Source organism: Bacillus sp. NPDC077411, assembly GCF_044543425.1.
Taxonomy (GTDB): domain Bacteria; phylum Bacillota; class Bacilli; order Bacillales; family Bacillaceae_G; genus Bacillus_A; species Bacillus_A bruguierae.
The window spans coordinates 1-14,643 of record NZ_JBITWA010000004.1; the positions used below are offsets into that span (position 1 = coordinate 1).

Annotated in this window: 12 protein-coding genes, 1 pseudogene and 1 riboswitch; of the genes and pseudogenes, 10 read left to right on the forward strand and 3 right to left on the reverse strand. The window is 37.9% G+C overall.

Going from position 1 to position 14,643, the window contains the following annotated elements; translation table 11 throughout:
- The first annotated feature begins 291 nt into the window (after nt 1-291).
- From ACIGHG_RS07160 to ACIGHG_RS07180, 5 genes and pseudogenes are all read left to right on the forward strand, one after another.
- Nucleotides 292-1,491 carry an MFS transporter gene (locus ACIGHG_RS07160; RefSeq protein ID WP_090916233.1) on the forward strand — a complete coding sequence of 400 codons (1,200 nt, stop codon included), beginning with the start codon at nt 292-294 and terminating at the stop codon, nt 1,489-1,491.
- Nucleotides 1,492-1,646: 155 nt separating this feature from the next.
- Nucleotides 1,647-2,363 carry a LytR/AlgR family response regulator transcription factor gene (locus ACIGHG_RS07165; RefSeq protein WP_396547803.1) on the forward strand — a complete coding sequence of 239 codons (717 nt, stop codon included), beginning with the start codon at nt 1,647-1,649 and terminating at the stop codon, nt 2,361-2,363.
- 124 nt (nt 2,364-2,487) lie between these two features.
- Entirely contained in the window at nt 2,488-4,563 is a 2,076-nt protein-coding gene (locus ACIGHG_RS07170) for a carbon starvation CstA family protein (RefSeq protein WP_336471830.1), read from the forward strand.
- Nucleotides 4,556-4,759, forward strand: coding sequence for a YbdD/YjiX family protein (locus tag ACIGHG_RS07175; RefSeq protein WP_090916228.1), 204 nt, complete (start codon nt 4,556-4,558; stop codon nt 4,757-4,759). Before ACIGHG_RS07170 ends, ACIGHG_RS07175 begins: the two co-directional genes overlap by 8 nt.
- A gap of 311 nt (nt 4,760-5,070) precedes the next feature.
- Nucleotides 5,071-5,148, forward strand: a pseudogene (locus ACIGHG_RS07180) (LytS/YhcK type 5TM receptor domain-containing protein); the annotation flags it as partial.
- A gap of 38 nt (nt 5,149-5,186) precedes the next feature.
- On the opposite strand, the gene pdxK reads toward ACIGHG_RS07180, so the two are convergent.
- The 3 genes from pdxK to ACIGHG_RS07195 all read right to left on the reverse strand — a co-directional run bounded on the left by pdxK (nt 5,187) and on the right by ACIGHG_RS07195 (nt 8,657).
- Nucleotides 5,187-6,011, reverse strand: coding sequence for a pyridoxine/pyridoxal/pyridoxamine kinase (pdxK, locus tag ACIGHG_RS07185; RefSeq protein WP_396547806.1), 825 nt, complete (start codon nt 6,009-6,011; stop codon nt 5,187-5,189).
- 169 nt (nt 6,012-6,180) lie between these two features.
- Nucleotides 6,181-7,428 carry a chloride channel protein gene (locus tag ACIGHG_RS07190; RefSeq protein WP_336471831.1) on the reverse strand — a complete coding sequence of 416 codons (1,248 nt, stop codon included), beginning with the start codon at nt 7,426-7,428 and terminating at the stop codon, nt 6,181-6,183.
- Between the two features lie 857 nt (nt 7,429-8,285).
- Nucleotides 8,286-8,657, reverse strand: a complete 372-nt coding sequence (locus tag ACIGHG_RS07195; RefSeq protein ID WP_090916221.1) for a hotdog family protein — start codon at nt 8,655-8,657, stop codon at nt 8,286-8,288.
- A gap of 188 nt (nt 8,658-8,845) precedes the next feature.
- A riboswitch (SAM riboswitch) is annotated at nt 8,846-8,949 on the forward strand.
- 92 nt (nt 8,950-9,041) lie between these two features.
- Here ACIGHG_RS07195 and ACIGHG_RS07200 point away from each other — a divergent pair.
- The 5 genes from ACIGHG_RS07200 (at nt 9,042) to thrB (ending at nt 14,640) form a co-directional block, all read left to right on the forward strand.
- Nucleotides 9,042-10,334, forward strand: coding sequence for a bifunctional O-acetylhomoserine aminocarboxypropyltransferase/cysteine synthase (locus ACIGHG_RS07200; RefSeq protein WP_396547809.1), 1,293 nt, complete (start codon nt 9,042-9,044; stop codon nt 10,332-10,334).
- A complete protein-coding gene (gene metA / locus ACIGHG_RS07205; RefSeq protein ID WP_396547811.1) occupies nt 10,318-11,223 on the forward strand; it encodes a homoserine O-acetyltransferase MetA in 906 nt (301 codons plus the stop codon). Before ACIGHG_RS07200 ends, metA begins: the two co-directional genes overlap by 17 nt.
- 143 nt (nt 11,224-11,366) lie before the next feature.
- Nucleotides 11,367-12,662: a homoserine dehydrogenase gene (locus ACIGHG_RS07210; RefSeq protein ID WP_090916215.1), complete on the forward strand. Its 1,296-nt coding sequence runs from the start codon at nt 11,367-11,369 to the stop codon at nt 12,660-12,662.
- Nucleotides 12,662-13,720, forward strand: coding sequence for a threonine synthase (gene thrC / locus ACIGHG_RS07215; protein WP_396547813.1), 1,059 nt, complete (start codon nt 12,662-12,664; stop codon nt 13,718-13,720). Before ACIGHG_RS07210 ends, thrC begins: the two co-directional genes overlap by 1 nt.
- Nucleotides 13,717-14,640, forward strand: a complete 924-nt coding sequence (thrB, locus tag ACIGHG_RS07220) for a homoserine kinase (RefSeq protein WP_336471835.1) — start codon at nt 13,717-13,719, stop codon at nt 14,638-14,640. The genes thrC and thrB overlap by 4 nt, the downstream gene beginning before the upstream one ends.
- The last annotated feature ends 3 nt before the right edge of the window (nt 14,641-14,643 follow it).

The following is a 14,643-nucleotide window of genomic DNA, read 5'->3' on the forward strand; positions in this document are numbered from 1 at the left end:
TGTGGATGAATTAGCAATAAAAGAGAAAGTCTTTTGACTTTTGAAGCCCCCACTTCAAACAGACCGTAAGGTCGTTAAGTGGTGGGTAGTTCACACAGCTATTTGTAGAGTCACCTTTTTACAGGGAGAATTCGTCTATTCATTGAAGAACGCCTATGTATGAGGTGTTTTTTTGTGGAAATGATAAGAGTCATATGAGTAATGATTATTCTTACGTATAAATTGTTTTACTTATACGGTATACATATGTAAAATGTGATGTAAAGACATCTGTATTGAGGAGGGCCTATAGTGGGGAAATTTAAAGAAATCTCGAATCGAAAGCTTCTCGGAATTGCTGGGCTAGGTTGGCTATTTGATGCAATGGATGTTGGGATTCTTTCATTTATTATTGCTGCTTTGCAAAAAGAGTGGCAGCTTAGTGCACAGCAGATGGGATGGATTGGTAGTATTAACTCCATCGGAATGGCAGTCGGGGCGCTCGTATTTGGGATATTAGCAGATAAAATCGGACGCAAATCTGTTTTTATTATTACATTATTATTATTTTCCGTTGGAAGTGGGTTAACGGCTTTATCAACAACATTAACCGTATTTCTTATACTTCGTTTTTGTATTGGAATGGGGCTTGGAGGAGAGCTTCCTGTTGCATCCACACTTGTATCTGAAAGTGTTGCAGCGCATGAACGTGGGAAAATCGTTGTCTTGTTAGAAAGCTTTTGGGCTGGTGGTTGGTTAATTGCTGCTCTCATTTCATATTTTATTATTCCAACATATGGTTGGCAAACAGCGATGGTTTTAAGTGCACTTCCAGCTTTTTATGCACTATATTTACGATGGAGTTTACCTGATTCACCGCAATTTCAAAAAGTAAAACAAAAACAATCTGTATTTGCAAACATAAAGGCCGTTTGGTCAGGGGAGTACAGACGAGCGACCATTATGCTTTGGATTTTATGGTTTTGTGTTGTATTTTCATATTATGGAATGTTTCTTTGGCTTCCAAGTGTATTAGTGCTAAAAGGATTTAGTTTAATTAAAAGCTTTCAATATGTATTGATTATGACATTTGCACAGCTTCCAGGTTATTTTACGGCCGCTTGGTTTATTGAACGTCTTGGCCGTAAGTTTGTGTTAATCACATACTTACTTGGAACGGCATGTAGCGCATATTTCTTTGGAGCGGCAGATTCAGTGATCACCCTAATGATTGCAGGAATGTTGCTTTCATTCTTTAATTTAGGAGCTTGGGGAGCATTGTATGCATATACACCGGAGCAGTATCCAACCGTTATTCGTGGTACAGGAGCTGGGATGGCAGCAGCATTTGGGCGCATTGGTGGTATTTTAGGGCCATTATTAATTGGTTATCTTGTAGCTACACATGCTTCGCTCTCTTATATTTTTACAATCTTTTGTATGGCCATTGTAATAGGTGTTCTTGCTGTACTTGTGCTTGGGCAGGAAACAAAACAACGAGAATTAGTATAATGAAAAGGAAGCTGTGTATAGCTTCCTTTTCATTGTTTTCTGACAAAGATATGGTATATTTGATAGAAAAATGGCCTGTAAAAAGGGATTATTTCTAAAAAAGCGAATGTATACAACAAGGCGTATGGACAAAAGGATTAGGTGGTTGGGCAGACATGAAAATTTTAATTGTAAATGAAAGAGAAGAAAACAGAGGTCAATTAATAGATTTTTTCACAGAACATGTAAACAATTTGGAATGCTTTGAAGCGAAATCGGGAATGGAATCATTGCAACTAGCGAAAAGGCATACGCCAGATTTTATTTTTTTAGATACACATTTGCCAGACGGAACAGGATTTGAAGTTGCAGGATTGCTGCGCCAATTAACGTTAAGCACAAAATTTATATTCACAGGAAATAATATAAAAGATGCGATTGTATCATTTCGTTTCCATGCTTTCTATTATTTGTTGCAACCATTTGAACAGGAAGACTTGCAATTTTTACTGCATAGTATTGAGCAAGAAAAAATAAAACAAGTGAAGAATCGATTGCAAAAGCTTCCTATCGAGAGTCATGAAGGAATTTCATATATTCTTCCAGATGATATTGTATACATAAGCAAGAATAAAGAAAATAAAACAGTTTCTATTTATACAAATGGTAATCAATATATTTCCACATATACATTACAAGAATTAGAAGGTAAGTTAGCGGCATATGATTTTTTACGTGTGCATAAAAGTTATCTTATTAATGTTATTTATGTGAAAGAATTAAAGCCTTATTATAACGGGACGTATAATCTATATTTGGAAAGGTATGATAATCAACCAATTCCTGTCAGCCGAAATTATGTAAAACGGCTTCGAAATAAAATTGAATTGTAGCAGGTCGTGGAAGAATTTGGTCATGTTAAATTAGGAAATATTCATCATAAGGAATATTATTTTTAATTATTCTGAAAATTTAGTACAATTCCCTCTAGGACATAACAATAGGAGGGGATTATGTTTGAAAGCATGGAAGTCTATTTTACTTTGGGGTGTGATTACGGCTTTAGGGGCAGTGGGATTTGCTGTGTTAGCGTTATCTCGCGGTGAAACCATTAATGCGGTTTGGCTACTTGTTGCTGCTGTTTCTGTATATGCTATTGCGTATCGGTTTTATAGTAAATTTATTGCAAGGAAAGTCTTTGAATTGGATGACAATCGAAAAACACCAGCAGAACTTTTGAATGATGGGAAAGATTATGTTCCAACAAATAAATGGGTTTTATTTGGACACCATTTTGCTGCAATTGCTGGAGCTGGTCCATTAGTTGGTCCCATTTTGGCTGCACAGATGGGGTATTTACCAGGAACACTTTGGATTATTGTTGGAGTTGTTTTAGCTGGAGCTGTCCAAGATTTTGTGATTTTGTTCGCATCTATGCGCCGCAACGGAAAGTCACTTGGTGAAATGATTAAGGAAGAGATTGGTCCTGTAACAGGTTTTATTGCAATGATCGGGATTTTAGGCATTATGATTATTTTATTAGCGGTATTAGCTCTTGTTGTGGTAAAAGCGCTTGTAGGAAGTCCATGGGGAATGTTTACAATTGCAGCAACCATTCCAATTGCTATTTTAATGGGTGTATATATGCGTTACATTCGCCCAGGTCATGTTGGAGAAGGTTCAGTTATCGGTATTATTTTACTTCTTTTATCGATTGTAGCAGGTCAATATGTAGCGGAAAATCCAGCGCTTGCGACTATGTTTACATTTAAAGGTGAAACAATTGCTATTATGCTAGTCATTTATGGATTTATCGCTTCTGCATTGCCTGTTTGGTTATTACTTGCACCGCGTGATTATTTAAGTACGTTTTTAAAGATTGGAACAATTGTTGGATTAGCGATCGGCATCATAATTGTTGCGCCAAATTTACAAATGCCGGCAGTTTCAAAATTTATTGATGGAACGGGTCCGGTATTTGCAGGGAATTTATTCCCATTTTTATTTATTACAATCGCTTGCGGAGCTGTATCCGGTTTCCATGCGCTTGTTTCTTCTGGTACAACTCCAAAAATGATAGAGCGAGAAGGACATGCACAGCCGATTGGTTACGGTGCTATGCTTATGGAATCATTCGTCGCAGCAATGGCAATGATTGCAGCTTGTGTACTAACACCAGGTACATACTTTGCAATTAATAGTCCACCGGCAATCATTGGAACAGATGTAACACAGGCAGCACAAGTAATTAGTTCTTGGGGTTTTACTGTGACGCCAAATGAGTTGAAGGAACTGGCTGTAAACGTCGGAGAACAAACGATATTATCTCGTACAGGCGGGGCACCATCGTTCGCAATTGGGATGGCTCAAATTTTTTCTCAAGTAATTGGCGGAAAAGCATTAATGGCATTTTGGTATCACTTTGCAATTTTATTTGAAGCGCTCTTTATCTTAACAACGATTGATGCAGGAACGCGTGTTGGTCGGTTTATGATTCAAGATATTTTAGGGCACGTTTATAAACCATTTGCAAAAACAGATTCAATGTTTTCTAATATTGTTGCAACAACACTTTGTGTACTAGGATGGGGATATTTCTTATATCAAGGGGTAATTGACCCACTTGGCGGTATTAATACGTTATGGCCGCTCTTTGGAATCGCAAATCAAATGTTAGCTGGGATTGCATTATTACTGGGAACGACTGTTTTGTTTAAAATGGGGAAAAAGGCATACGTTTGGGTGACACTCGTGCCGACAACATGGTTACTGATTGTTACAATGACAGCGGGCTACCAAAAGTTATTTCATGAAAATCCGAAAATTGGATTCCTCTCTCATGCAAAAGTATTCCAAAGTACACTAGATAAAGGGAAACTGTTAGCACCAGCGAAAAACGTAGCACAGATGAAACAAATTATTCTTAATGATTATATTGATGCGGCACTTTGTGGAATTTTTATGCTTGTTGTGATCGCGGTACTAATATCGTCTATTAGAATATGGATACAAGTATTGAATAATAAAGCAACGCCTTTAAAAGAAGCAGCGTATGTTCCGCGTGATGAAAGCGAGGCGCAGCATTATGCTTAAAACAATCAGTAACATGTGGAGATATCGAAAACAATTTATTAGTTTGCTTGTTGGTGTACCAAGTTATGAAAAGTATGTTGCGCATATGAAACAATACCATCCAAATGAGAAAGTATTATCTCGAAAACAATTTTTTTCTGAAGCACAAGAGGCAAGATTTAATGCAAAGGGTGGTAAAGTTTCGAGATGTTGCTAGCGAGGTTATAGTGAAAAAGGGCGAGATTTCGCTCTTTTTTTATTTGAAAGTTTCACGTGAAACATAAGTTGTAGAAAGGCCAGGTATATGTTTATACTATATAAATCCATTTTAATTTTTCGACATATAAGTCGTTATTATGCAGAATACAATATAACCTGTACCCTGCTTCCTCCTTTTGTTTTAAACCTCGCATGTGGCAGGAAAAGGCCCTGACCGCTTCTATGCACGACCAGATGCTCTCGTCCTCCCCTAAAAAGAAAGGGGTTTTTAGGTCGTTTTTTTAACTTATATAGAGAGACGAACTATTTATTCATACAACTATTATTCTTTCCTTTATTTTTGTTGGGGGTCAACTCTTAAACGATATTTTATTAAAAGAGTCATTCATAAAAAATAAAGTCACCACGTATGGCGACTTTATTTTTCATACAAGTTCTTTTCCAGCGCTAAATTTACGATATGCACCGTGATGTGTTGGCCCTACATATTCATTTAATTTGAAAGAATGAAGAATAGCAGCTGTAATAAATTCTTTTGCTACTTGAACTGCTTCTTTTACAGATTTTCCTTTAGCTAGCTCTGCTGTAATTGCAGCAGCATATGTACAACCTGCGCCATGCGTATATGTTGTTTCAATTTTTTCAGATTCTAAAATATCAAATGTTTCTCCATCGTATAATAAATCAATTGCTTTTTCTGTTCCTAGCTTGCTACCGCCTTTAATAAGTACATATTTTGTCCCTAAAGCATGGATTTTTTCAGCAGCTTGCTTCATATCTTCAAGTGAGCTAATTTTGACGCCACTCAGTTGATACGCTTCAAATAAGTTTGGTGTTACAATTAAAGCTTTTGGAACGAGTTTGTCACGTAAGCAGTCATTTGTTTCTGGATGAAGTGCTTCATCTGCGCCCTTGCATACCATAACTGGGTCTACTACTACGTTTTGTAGATTATGTTTCTCAATTGTTTCAGCAACAAGTTCAATAATTTCAACAGAGCCAAGCATACCTGTTTTTAATGCATCAACGCCAACGCCTTCAATTGTTGTTTCTAATTGTGGTTTTAATGTAGACGCAGGAATTGGGAACACGTTATGTGCCCAACCGTTATGCGGGTCCATTGTTACGATTGTTGTAAGAGCTGTCATACCGTATACACCAAGCTCTTGGAATGTTTTTAAGTCTGCTTGCATACCAGCGCCGCCGCTCGTATCCGATCCAGCAATTGTAAGTGCTTTATTTAATGACATTGTGAAAGCCCCCTCGGGTGATAGAATGAAAACTACATTTTTAATTATTATATCAATGTTATGAGGAAGTACAAAGCGAAAAAAGAAAGTAGTTAAATATGTTTTAATTAACAAAACAAGCAGTACCAACGCTTTTATAGCGGTAGTACTGCTTGTTTATTTTCTTACTTTATTTTTGTTCCATCTCCTCTTGTTTATTCCCATTATGATTAGGAAGTGGAAAAAGATTACCAATCATTGCAGCTCCAATCATTGGTAACAATAAATTAATTGGGAAGAACATAAGTAATAATAATGTAATAGCGATTGGTTTTCGTACTGCATAGCTTGAAATGGCTGTTGTCACAATAGCTACAGAAGCAACTGGGTCTAACGGTATGACAGTAGCCACAGCATATCCAATACTTGCACCAGCGAATATAATCGGAAAAATATGTCCACCACGCCAACCTGTACTTAAACAGACTGCCGTTACACATAATTTTAAAACTCCTGAAAGAAGCAGCATCCAAAATGATAATGCTGTCCATTCATGGACTAAGTCTTTTAATTGATGTTCTCCTGAAAACATTGTGTAGGGTAGTAAAGTTCCGGCAATCCCTAAAAGAATGCCACCTATAATTCCCAATGTGACTTTATATTCTTGAAAAGGATGAACGATTTTTTCAAATATATATTCTATCTTGAAATAAAAATAGCCTACACCAGCTCCTATACAAATCAGAGGTAAAAAGGCAATCCATTCCTGAAGTGAAAAAGACCCTTTCCCAAAATCAACAATAAAAGATCCTCGATTATCAAACTTACTAAGTAATAAATAAACAGAAAAACCAGCAAAAGTAGTAGCGAGATATACAATAGTTTTTTTTCCTTTGGAAATTTCGTCAATTGGTTTATTCTCATTTTCACTCGGAGCTAAATAACCGAATAATGGCGCATTAAAAATAACACTTAAAGTAGCACCAATTCCAATTTCAGTTAATCCCTTCATTCCTTTTAAAGCGAAATGAAAACGATCCCCAACCCACGTACAAAGTCCACCGATAATTCCAACAAGTGCTGCTTCCGGTCCTAAGCTTGCACCAAATATTAAAACAATAATAGCTGTTAACGTAGATTTATGTACAAAACTATACTCAATTCTACCTGTTTTTTTATATTCGCCCATTACTTCTGGCATTAAACGCGGGTATGTACCGAAGTATTTTTGTGACAGTCCGACAAGAACACCGCCAATCATTGTTACACAAATTGTATAATAAGGTGGTAATGAAAATTCTTTGGGTAAATATCCCCAAATAAAGTGAATTCCAGCATTTGTGGTAACTAAAAATAACCAGACTGTAGCACCAACTATAGAACCTAGAAACATACCGTACATGATAAGTAAAGAATGCATGCCTCTTCTAATAGTCATTTTTATGCCTCCTTTATGTTACATTCTTGTTATGAAAAATTTAGAGATTCTGATACGAGAATAATTATACTTATATATGTTATGACAGCTCTTTTTTACATTTTTGTAAAAAGACTTACTGAAGAGTAATTTATATAAAAGATAGAGAATTACCTATAGTGTTTAATATTAAAGGATTTATATGAATTTTATTTGAAATTCATATGAAAAATGTGCAGGAGTGCAGCAACATAGTTATTAAGTTAAGTTTTTAATCCCCATAAAGAAAAAATATCACTTTATAATAAGTGATGTGGAAACATTTGTATAAGTAGCGTTGTGAAAAATAGCATTTTCAAGGTTATCCTAATGAATTAAATATAACTCTTTCATTTTACATAGTAAGTAAGGTTTTTTAAATGTATTTTTGGCCTTTAAATAGAACATTTCCTGTATTTTTTCAAATTTATCCCGCTATTTGTGGGCAGTAAGACCTCCACCTCAAGATTTAGAGAGAAGGTATTGTCCAGTTCCAGTGGCTAGAATGTTCGGTGGCTTCGCTTCTTCCTACGAGGTAAAATACATCTCTACGTCAGAAGCTCCATCCCCCTCACATTCTGAACGAGCCACTTCCACTTTTCTTCATTGTCCAGCTCTAGTGGCTAGAATCCCCGGTCGTTTCGCTCCCTCGGACGAGGCAAAAAGCGCCTCTCTGTCGGGTGCTCCAACGTCCTGCGATTCTGAGCGAGCCGCTTCTGCTTTTCTAAAGAAGATAGGCGGGGAAGTCAAAAGCCTGATTGGGCGGTTTTTTTAATCAGTAAGGAATGAAAAATCCCCCACTTCAAGAGGCATTGGCCGATAAGTGGGGGTAGTTCAAATTATTGACGAATAATTCCTTGGAAGGATCCTTCCAATACTTTTTTACCATTTTGATTAAAGCATTCTGCCTTTGAAACAGCAATTATTCGATCTGCTTGTTTTTCATGATGAATAAGTGTGACTTCACATCGAACAGTATCTCCGGTAAAGACTGGGCGTAAGAAAGTAAGCTCCACATCTCTTGCAATAAAATTTAAATCGCCGCCAATTTTTGTAGGTAATGTTGCAACGAGTAATCCTTGTACCATTACGCGTCCATGTTCATCTGGAACAACATGATGTTCACCAGCATCACCAGAAATTTTACTAAATAGCTCTACATCCTCTCTCGTAAATGATTTTTCAAAAGTTAAAATTTCTCCGACTTTCATGTATCTATCGCCTCCTATTGGTTTATGAATGAGTTATCATTCATACTTTTAATTTTACAGAATATTCTTTATTTGGTAAAGTTCAGCGGTAGAGGGAATAAAACAGTTAATGAAATACTTTAGAAATATTCAGAAAAATATATTGACATGAGGAAATAGTTTCTATAAAATCATCGGTAATTGCATAAGTCTTATCAAGAATAGGTGGAGGGAACGGGCCCTATGAAACCTTGGCAACAGCCGTAAATCGGAATTGTGCCAAATCCTGCAGGTATTTCCTGAAAGATAAGAAAGGCTACATGGCGAGCGTTTATCTAAGCTGCTTCTTTCTTATTTAGGAAAGAAGCAGTTTTTTATTTTATATAAAAGAAAGGAGTTTGGGAAATGGGAGAATCATGGGGAAAAGGAACGATTTGCGTGCAAGGTGGCTATACGCCGAAAAATGGTGAACCGCGTGTTTTGCCGCTTTATCAAAGTACGACGTATAAATACGACACTTCTGACGATTTAGCGGCTCTCTTTAATTTGGAGGCAGAAGGATATATTTATACGCGTATCGGCAACCCGACACTTGCGGCATTTGAGCAGAAGTTGACAGAGTTAGAGGGCGGTGTTGGTGCGGTTGCAACCGCATCAGGGCAAGCTGCGATTATGCTAGCGGTATTAAATATTTGTAACAGCGGCGATCATTTGCTCTGCTCATCAACAGTATATGGCGGTACATTTAATTTATTTGCAGTTAGTCTTAAGAAGCTTGGGATTGAGGTTACGTTCTTTAATCCAAACCTATCTGCTGATGAAATTGTTGCCCTCGCAAATGAGAAAACAAAGCTTGTGTATGCGGAATCGCTTGGAAATCCTGCGATGAATGTACTGAATTTTAAAGAGTTTTCTGATGCGGCAAAAGAGCTTGGAATACCGTTTATTGTGGATAATACGTTAGCGACACCGTATTTATGTCATGCATTTGAACATGGTGCAAACATTGTTGTTCATTCTACAACGAAATATATTGATGGTCATGCAAGCTCACTTGGCGGCATTGTCATTGATGGGGGAAATTTCGATTGGAGTAAATTTCCTGAATTTGTTGAACCAGATCCGAGCTATCATGGTGTGAACTATGTGAAAAAGTTCGGGCAAGCAGCATACATTGTGAAAGCTCGTGTACAGTTATTAAGAGACTATGGAAATTGTATGAGCCCATTCAATGCGTACATGAGCAATATTGGCTTAGAAACGTTGCATCTTCGTATGGAGCGACATAGTCAAAATGCATTAGCTGTTGCACAGTGGTTATCGCAGCATGAGCGCGTTGATTGGGTCAATTATCCTGGACTTCAAAATAATGAAAATTATGCATTGGCGCAAAAATATTTACCGAAAGGTGCGAGTGGTGTTTTGACATTTGGAGTAAAAGGAGGTCTTGAATCTGCTAAACAGTTTATTAAAGATGTGAAGCTTGCCACATTGGTGACGCATGTTGCAGATGTAAGAACTTGTGTCATTCACCCTGCAAGCACAACGCATCGTCAGCTTACAGAAGAGCAGCAGCGTTTAGCAGGTGTAACGCCTGATTTAATTCGATTATCGGTTGGTATTGAAGATGCGGCGGATATTATTGCTGATTTAAAAGCAGCACTTTCTGGAGGAAAACAGTATGCCGATCATCATTGATAAAGATTTACCAGCTCGTAAAGTATTACAAAATGAAAATATTTTTGTGATGACGAAAGAGCGAGCAGAAACGCAAGATATTCGTGCCTTGAAGATTGCTATTTTAAATTTAATGCCAACAAAACAAGAAACAGAAACGCATTTGCTTCGTTTAATTGGAAATACACCACTTCAACTCGATGTCCATTTACTTCATATGGGGTCCCATACATCAAGAAATGTAACTCAGGAGCATTTAACAAGCTTTTATAAGACATTTCATGATATTGAAGGAGAAAAATTTGACGGGCTCATCATTACGGGTGCTCCGGTTGAAACACTTACTTTCGAAGAGGTAGATTATTGGGAAGAACTGAAGAAAATTATGGCTTATTCGAAGACACATGTTACATCAACGCTTCATATTTGCTGGGGGGCACAAGCTGGATTGTATTATCACTACGGCGTTCCGAAATATTTGCTAGAGCAAAAGATGTTTGGGGTATTTGAGCATGAAGTGCAGCAGGAGCATGTGAAATTATTACGCGGTTTTGATGAAAACTTTTTTGCACCGCATTCTCGTTATACAGAAGTCCGTGCATCTGATATTCAAAAAGTAGAGGAGCTTGATTTGTTAGCGACATCTGAAGAAGCCGGTGTGCATATCGTTATGAATAAAGATGGAAAGCATATTTTTGTTCTTGGTCATAGTGAATACAGCTGTGAGACATTAAAGCAAGAATACGAGCGTGATCAGCAAAGAGGACTGGATATTCCTATTCCCAAAAACTATTTTAAACATGACGATCCTCTAGAAAAACCAGTAGTAAAGTGGCGTAGCCATGGAAATTTACTATTCTCAAATTGGTTGAATTACTATGTGTATCAGGAAACCCCGTATATTTTGTAAAGGAAGGTGTGCATAACACTTGGTAACGTTTTCTTTGTAAAGAACGATCTTTATTATTCAGAATGTTCTAAATATATTGTTTTTTGTAATTTTAACTTATATAATGGCACCTAAATACAATTTTTAGAGGGGTGGACAGTACTATGAACGAAATTCAAGTCGGCCTATTAGGTCTTGGAACTGTAGGAAGCGGCGTGGTGCGCATTATTGAAGATCATCAAGATCGTTTAGCGCACCAAATCGGTTGTCCTGTCAAAGTGGCAAAAGTATTAGTACAAAATTTAGAAAAAGAACGAGAGGTCCAAGTAACCCCTACATTATTAACGAAAAATCCCAATGAAATTATAAATAATCCAGATGTTGATGTTGTGATTGAAGTGATGGGCGGTATAGAAGATGCAAAAGCATATATTTTACAATCGCTGCAAAACGGTAAGCACATTGTCACAGCAAATAAAGATTTAATGGCACTTCACGGTGCAGAACTTCTTACTGTAGCAAAAGAAAATCAAGCAGATTTGTTTTATGAAGCAAGTGTAGCCGGTGGTATTCCAATTCTACGAAGCATTGTGGAGGGCCTTTCTTCTGATCGGATTACAAAAATGATGGGCATTGTGAACGGAACAACAAATTTTATTTTGACAAAAATGTCTGACGAAGGGAGAGCGTATGACGACGTGTTAAATGAAGCGCAGCAGCTTGGATTTGCAGAAGCAGATCCAACATCGGATGTTGAAGGTTTAGATGCGGCACGAAAGATGACAATCTTAGCGACACTTGGATTTTCTACGAATGTAGAACTTCATGATGTGAATGTAAAAGGAATTACATCTATTACGGAGGAGGACATTACGTATAGTAAGAGTCTAGGCTATACAATTAAGTTAATTGGTGTAGCTAAGCGTGATGGTGAAAAATTAGAGGTAACGGTAGAACCAACATTGTTACCAAATACACACCCGCTTGCAGCTGTTCAAAACGAATATAATGCAGTATATGTATATGGTGAAGCGGTAGGAGAAACAATGTTTTACGGACCAGGTGCGGGAAGTTTGCCAACAGCAACAGCTGTTGTATCTGATTTAGTAGCGGTTATGAAAAATGTACGCCTTGGTGTAACAGGAAATAGTGCAGTAACTCCGCAATATGAGAAAGTATTAAAAGCAGAAGACGAAATTTACGTGAAGAAGTTTCTACGCCTGCATGTAAAGGATGAAGTAGGGGTGTTTGCGAAAATTACATCGCTATTCTCTGAACGCGGCGTAAGCTTTGAAAAGATTATTCAAATGCCATTACAAAAGAAAGGAGCAGCTGAGATTGTTATTGTTACACACCGTGCATCCCTTGCAGATTATACGTACATTCTAGAAACACTAGAGACGTATGAAGAAGTAGATTGTGTGAAAGCAAACTACCGTATTGAAGGAGATGCTCGCTAATGTGGAACGGATTACTTGCTGCTTATAAAGAGTACTTACCGATTACTGAGCAAACACCGTCGCTTTCACTATCAGAAGGAAATACACCACTGATTTTATTAGAGAACCTTTCAGAAAAATGGGGTGTTTCTGTTTACGCGAAAGTAGAAGGTGCAAACCCGACGGGTTCTTTTAAAGATCGCGGGATGGTTATGGCTGTAGCAAAAGCAAAAGAAGCTGGCAGCAAAACGGTTATTTGCGCTTCAACAGGAAATACATCTGCGTCGGCAGCTGCTTATGCAGCGCGCGCAGGTTTATCTTGCATTGTTCTGATTCCAAATGGAAAAATCGCTTACGGCAAGTTAGCGCAGGCAGTCATGTACGGGGCTGAAATTATTAGTATTGATGGGAACTTTGATCATGCTTTACAGATGGTACGAAAGCTTAGCGATGCAGCGCCGATTACCCTAGTGAATTCAGTAAATCCATATCGCATTGAAGGACAAAAAACAGCAGCATTTGAAGTTTGTGATGCACTTGGAAAGGCGCCTGATATTTTAGCCATTCCAGTTGGAAATGCGGGGAATATTACAGCGTACTGGAAAGGTTTTATAGAATATAACGATAAGCATGGAACAGGATTACCAGAAATGCGTGGTTTCGAAGCGGAAGGATCGGCGGCGATTGTGCGTGGATATAAAATTGAGGCGCCGGAGACAGTTGCTACTGCAATACGTATTGGGAATCCGGCAAGCTGGGATAAAGCCGTCGCTGCTGCACATGACTCAAATGGGAAAATTGATGAGGTAACAGATGCAGAAATTCTTCAGGCATATGAAAGGCTTGCTAAGTATGAAGGGATTTTTGCGGAACCTGCTTCTTGTGCATCGCTTGCTGGAATTTACAAGCAAGTACAAACAGGAGAAATAACAACAGGAAGTAGTATTGTTGCTGTTTTAACAGGAAATGGTTTAAAGGACCCTAACATTGCAATTGATACGAAAAAAATTCAGCCACTTGTGTTGCCAAATGATGAAAAGATTGTGTTTGAGCATATTCAAGGAGCTGCCCTTCGATGAAGGCGGCTCCTATGTTTACAATTCGTGTGCCAGCTAGTACGGCAAATCTTGGGCCAGGCTTTGATTCAATTGGTCTTGCGGTAAGTAAATATTTAACGGTAGATGTATGTTCACATTCTAGCTGGGAGTGTACGGCAAAAACAACGATTCTTCAAGGGATTCCAAAAGATGAGAAGAATTTGCTCATTCACACAGCGCGCCAGGCAGCTGCTCGTTACGATAAGGAGCTTCCTTATTGTCATCTTCATCTAGACAGTGATATTCCATTAGCACGCGGACTTGGAAGTAGTGCTTCGGCAATTATTGCGGGGATTGAACTTGCGAATCAGCTTTGCGGATTACATTTATCTAGAAGAGAAAAGCTATTGATTGCAACGGAAATGGAAGGGCATATCGATAATGTTGGAGCAGCGTTATATGGCGGACTTATGATAGGAACATATGATGGAAAAGATATTTCATTTTTGTCACAACCTATTTATGATATAGAACTTGTAGCGGTTATTCCTTCATATGAACTAAAAACAGTTCATTCGAGGGACGTGCTTCCGAGTACGTTACAGTATATGGACGGCATTCGCGGCAGCGGTGTTGCTAATGTACTTGTAGCGGCTTTATGTAAAGAGGACTGGGTGCTTGCGGGTGAAATGATGAAACAGGATATGTTTCATGAACCATACCGTAAAGAGCTCGTACCAGAACTGCAAAAGCTTCAAGAATTAGAACATCAAAATTTATATGGTGTTTCTTTAAGCGGCGCTGGGCCAACTGTGCTTTGTTATGTGAAAAAAGGAAGTGCTGAAGAAGTAAAGATATGGCTGCAATCGATTTTCAGCCATTGCGTAGTAGAAAAGCTTCAAGTTGTGAACGAAGGGATTCATATTATATATGAACAACAAAAGCCCATTGAAAGTATATAACTT

Bases quoted from the DNA above. Each gene is read 5' to 3' on its own strand.
- metA (WP_396547811.1), top strand. From the start codon at position 10,318: ATGCCGATCATCATTGATAAAGATTTACCAGCTCGTAAAGTATTACAA.
- ACIGHG_RS07195 (WP_090916221.1), bottom strand. From the start codon at position 8,657: ATGAAAGTCGGAGAAATTTTAACTTTTGAAAAATCATTTACGAGAGAG.
- ACIGHG_RS07175 (WP_090916228.1), top strand. From the start codon at position 4,556: ATGCTTAAAACAATCAGTAACATGTGGAGATATCGAAAACAATTTATT.
- thrB (WP_336471835.1), top strand. From the start codon at position 13,717: ATGAAGGCGGCTCCTATGTTTACAATTCGTGTGCCAGCTAGTACGGCA.
- ACIGHG_RS07200 (WP_396547809.1), top strand. From the start codon at position 9,042: ATGGGAGAATCATGGGGAAAAGGAACGATTTGCGTGCAAGGTGGCTAT.
- pdxK (WP_396547806.1), bottom strand. From the start codon at position 6,011: ATGTCATTAAATAAAGCACTTACAATTGCTGGATCGGATACGAGCGGC.
- ACIGHG_RS07165 (WP_396547803.1), top strand. From the start codon at position 1,647: ATGAAAATTTTAATTGTAAATGAAAGAGAAGAAAACAGAGGTCAATTA.
- ACIGHG_RS07190 (WP_336471831.1), bottom strand. From the start codon at position 7,428: ATGACTATTAGAAGAGGCATGCATTCTTTACTTATCATGTACGGTATG.
- ACIGHG_RS07210 (WP_090916215.1), top strand. From the start codon at position 11,367: ATGAACGAAATTCAAGTCGGCCTATTAGGTCTTGGAACTGTAGGAAGC.
- thrC (WP_396547813.1), top strand. From the start codon at position 12,662: ATGTGGAACGGATTACTTGCTGCTTATAAAGAGTACTTACCGATTACT.